Annotated in this window: 2 protein-coding genes and 2 pseudogenes; 3 read left to right on the plus strand and 1 reads right to left on the minus strand. The window is 61.6% G+C overall.

Annotated features, from left to right (window positions below; translation table 11 throughout):
- Positions 1 to 294 precede the first annotated feature (294 nt).
- Positions 295 to 549: pseudogene (locus ACESMD_RS04535) on the minus strand (3'(2'),5'-bisphosphate nucleotidase CysQ); the annotation flags it as partial.
- 388 nt (positions 550 to 937) lie between these two features.
- On the opposite strand from ACESMD_RS04535, the gene ACESMD_RS04540 reads away from it, so the two are divergent.
- From ACESMD_RS04540 to ACESMD_RS04550, 3 genes and pseudogenes are all read left to right on the plus strand, one after another.
- Positions 938 to 1252 carry a helix-turn-helix domain-containing protein gene (locus ACESMD_RS04540; protein WP_372610749.1) on the plus strand — a complete coding sequence of 105 codons (315 nt, stop codon included), beginning with the start codon at positions 938 to 940 and terminating at the stop codon, positions 1250 to 1252.
- The gene (locus ACESMD_RS04545) at positions 1242 to 2498 is read left to right on the plus strand and encodes a type II toxin-antitoxin system HipA family toxin (protein WP_372610751.1); all 1257 of its coding nucleotides are present in this window, start codon (positions 1242 to 1244) and stop codon (positions 2496 to 2498) included. The genes ACESMD_RS04540 and ACESMD_RS04545 overlap by 11 nt, the downstream gene beginning before the upstream one ends.
- Positions 2499 to 2747: 249 nt before the next feature.
- Positions 2748 to 3454: pseudogene (locus ACESMD_RS04550) on the plus strand (hypothetical protein); the annotation flags it as partial.

Genomic DNA, 3454 nt, shown 5'->3' on the forward strand with positions numbered 1-3454 from the left:
GCTGTTGCTAAACGGAGGTATCAACAAGCTAACCCGGCTCTAAAGGTCAAGAGCTCGCCCGGCAGAGCCGGCCTCCCACCAAGGTCAAGCCCTCACCACCGTGGCGATTTTCGTGGGAGGGCGGTTTACCGCGCGAGATTTTGGCTGTTGCTAAACTGAGGTATCAGCCAGCCAACCCGGCTCTAAAGGTCAAGAACTCGCCCGGCAGAGCCGGCCTCCCACCAAGGTCAAGCCCTCACCACCGTGGCGATTTTCGTGGGAGGGCGGTTTACCGCGCGAGATTTTGTTGAGGGGTCAGACCCCGAAGATCCAGCCTCCCCAGACGATGAAGTGCGGGTTGAGGTGCTGCTGCGGCGTGGCGTAGCTGAGCGGTTGGCCTTCCAGGGTCTCGACACGACCGCCGGCCTGTTCCACCACGGCCTGGGCGGCGCCGGTGTCCCACAGGCAGGTAGGGCCGAGTCGCGGGTAGACGTCGGCCTTGCCTTCGGCGATCAGGCAGGGCTTCAGCGAGCTGCCCACGGCTACCATGTCGTGTTTGCCGAGCTTGTCCGCCTTCTCCTCGACCGTGAAGTCGCCGGCGTAGACGGTCATGATGGCGTCGCCGGCGTCGAGGGCGATGCGGTGAGCGGTAGAGAGGAGCTCGGCCAGGTTCAAGGTCATGGGAATCTCACCAGCGATGGTTATGTCAGCGCTTACGCCGGATGCGCCTTTGGCTTGTAGATGCGTCTTTGGCTTATAGAGGGTTCATCACATTTTGCCGGGAAACGCGGCACGAATCATCATGAAGCAGTAAGGATCATCGCAAGTCAGCGTCAAGACAGGCCGCCATGGAGGTAGATACCGGATAAGCCGACAAGGGTTGCATGGGCTGAGTAACGTGACTACTATGCAACCTATAAGTTGCATTGCGTTTCTTATAGCAACATATAAGGTGCATATGGGCCTTCGCGATCAATACCGCCAACGCCGAAAGGCGTTGCACTTCACCCAGCAGGATGTGGCCAGCCGTACCGATATGGTGCGTCAGCAGTATCAGCGATTGGAGCGTGGCGGCAATCCGCGTCTGGAGACCCTCGAACTGGCTGCCGACGGGCTCAATGCCAAGCTGATGCTGATCCCCATGGAGAAATGGCATGCCGTTCAGGCCCTGCTGAAGGGAGAGACAGACGAGGCCGTGGGCCTCGATGCCGACCCCTGGGAGGGCCTTTTGGGGAATGGTGAAGGCGAGGAGGCCGAGCACGATGGCGAGTGACTCGGTTGAGATGCTGCGCCTTGAACTCCACGGCCGTGGGATGGGCTATCTTGCCGGCTACCGGAGTGGGCGCAACGTCATGGTCTTCGATGAGGCCTGGCGGCTCGATGTCTCGCGTCCTACGCTGTCGCTGACCCTGCATCCCGATTTCCCACGCGCAGACGCGCTGATGCAAAAGCCTTGGGTTCGCCAGCAGCGCTTGCATCCCTGGTTCTCGAACCTGTTGCCGGAAGGCGCGCTGCGTGCCTTCCTCGCTCAGCGGCTCAAGGTGCATCCGGACAACGAATTTCCGCTGTTGGCGAGCCTGGGGCATGACCTGCCCGGGGCGCTGCGAGTCTCGCCGGTGTCTCCCGACGACATGCCGGACTGGGTGCTGGGCCATCGACGCCGTGTCACGCCGGTACGCCGTATGGTCGAGGTGGGCGGCGGTTTTTCGCTCGCCGGCGTGCAGATGAAGTTCTCCATGCGCGAGCGCGATGGGCGCTTTCACTTCGGCCATGCCGACATGCTCGGCGACTGGATCGTCAAGACGCCTTCGACACGCCATCCCCAAGTGCCCGAGAATGAAGCTACGGCGATGTGGCTGGCCCAGAGCGCCGGTGTGGAGGTCCCTGAGATTCGGCTGATTCCGCTGAGTGCACTCGAAGGCCTGCCGGCCATTAACCTGCCCGACGAACAGGTTGCCTACGCCATTCGCCGGTTCGATCGCGAAGCCGAGCGGTGCATCCACACCGAGGACATGGCGCAAGTGCTGTTTCGCTATCCCCACCAAAAGTACGATGGCCCCAACTACGAGAAGCTAGGACGCCTGCTGCGAGAATTCACGGACGATGGCCTTGCCAATGTGCAGGCCTTCGCGCGCCGCCTGCTGGTGAACATCCTGCTGGCCAACGGCGATGCACACCTCAAGAACTGGAGTCTGATCTACCCGGACGCGCGCACCCCTCGCCTGGCGCCCGCCTATGATATCGTCACCACGCTCGCCTACCTCGAAGGCGATCACCAATTGGCCCTCAACCTGAACGGGAAGAAGGACTGGTATCGCTTGGGCGAAGAGGACTTTCATGGCTGGGCCGAGAAAGTTGGGGTGGCCTGGCCCGCTATCCGCACGGTACTCGATGATACCGTGGAACGTGCCCGGACCCAGTGGCCCAGCCAGTTGGTTGAAATGCCCATGGCAGAAGCGCACAAGACAGTGCTCAAACAGCACTGGCGCCGCCTGGTGCCGGAATGGCGAATTGCGTGACCGAGACGTGCGACTGAATCGTTCAATTCAGGAAAAGGGCGAGGGTGATACTCAAGTGGTTTCGCCGGATGCGTCTACGGACCCGGGGCGATTCAGTTTTTAACGGGTCTCTTGCCCGAGTCATTCGGGAAAGTTACCTTGATGACCGGGCTACGGCGGTGGGGTCAACCCGACTGCCCGGGGAGTTTAACAAAGACCCGGAAGATAGAATGATCGTGGCAAAGGTCTGACCCTGAAGGATTGTTTTCCATGGCGACACCCCGAAGCCTCGTCTTCCATCTTCATCGGTACTGGGATGTCGTCGAGAGTCTCAGCCGTCTTTCGCGGGAGCTGCCGGCGTTCGAGGAACGTCAGGTGCTTGCGATCATCAGCCAGCAGCATCCCCAGGCGGGAGAGGACGATGCCGCGGCGATCCTGCGCAGTCTGTGCAATGTTGAGGTACTGCAGTGGTTGAGTCGTTCCAGCAGCCTGCAGCTCAATCCCCTGGTGCTCGATTTCGTGCGGGGCCTGACCCGTGAACACGAGCTGGGCCTGTCGTCGGTGCTCAAGGCGCGGGTCGAGGCCATCAAGCAGGCCACTGCTCAGTTGAGCGAGGGGCTCGATCGGCGTGATGATGACCGGATGCGTCGTGGCGCCGCCCGGCTGGCCGATCTCTTCCGGCAGATCAGCCAGCAACTCGACCAGGACCGCCATGCCATTCTGGAGCTGGCGGAGAAGGCCAAGGCCAGCGATGCCGCCATGCCGATCTCGCGACGCTACCAGGCCGTGCTGGAGGCCTATGACCAGTATGTCGAGCCGATGAACGAGATGATGGACAGCAGCCTGGCCGGTACCTTCTATCCCTATCTGGAGGCGGCCGAACAGGCGCTCGACGCGGCTACCGAGGCGCTGTCGGTGCAGGGTGCCCTATACAGCCACCGCCTGCAGTTACGCCAGGTCGGCTATCAGGCCAAGGA

Source organism: Halomonas sp., assembly GCF_041689495.1.
In the GTDB taxonomy this organism is placed as follows: Bacteria; Pseudomonadota; Gammaproteobacteria; order Pseudomonadales; family Halomonadaceae; genus Halomonas.

What these genes read in the sequence shown, in the direction of transcription:
- ACESMD_RS04545 (WP_372610751.1), top strand. Translation starts at nt 1,242, where the DNA reads ATGGCGAGTGACTCGGTTGAGATGCTGCGCCTTGAACTCCACGGCCGT.
- ACESMD_RS04540 (WP_372610749.1), top strand. Translation starts at nt 938, where the DNA reads ATGGGCCTTCGCGATCAATACCGCCAACGCCGAAAGGCGTTGCACTTC.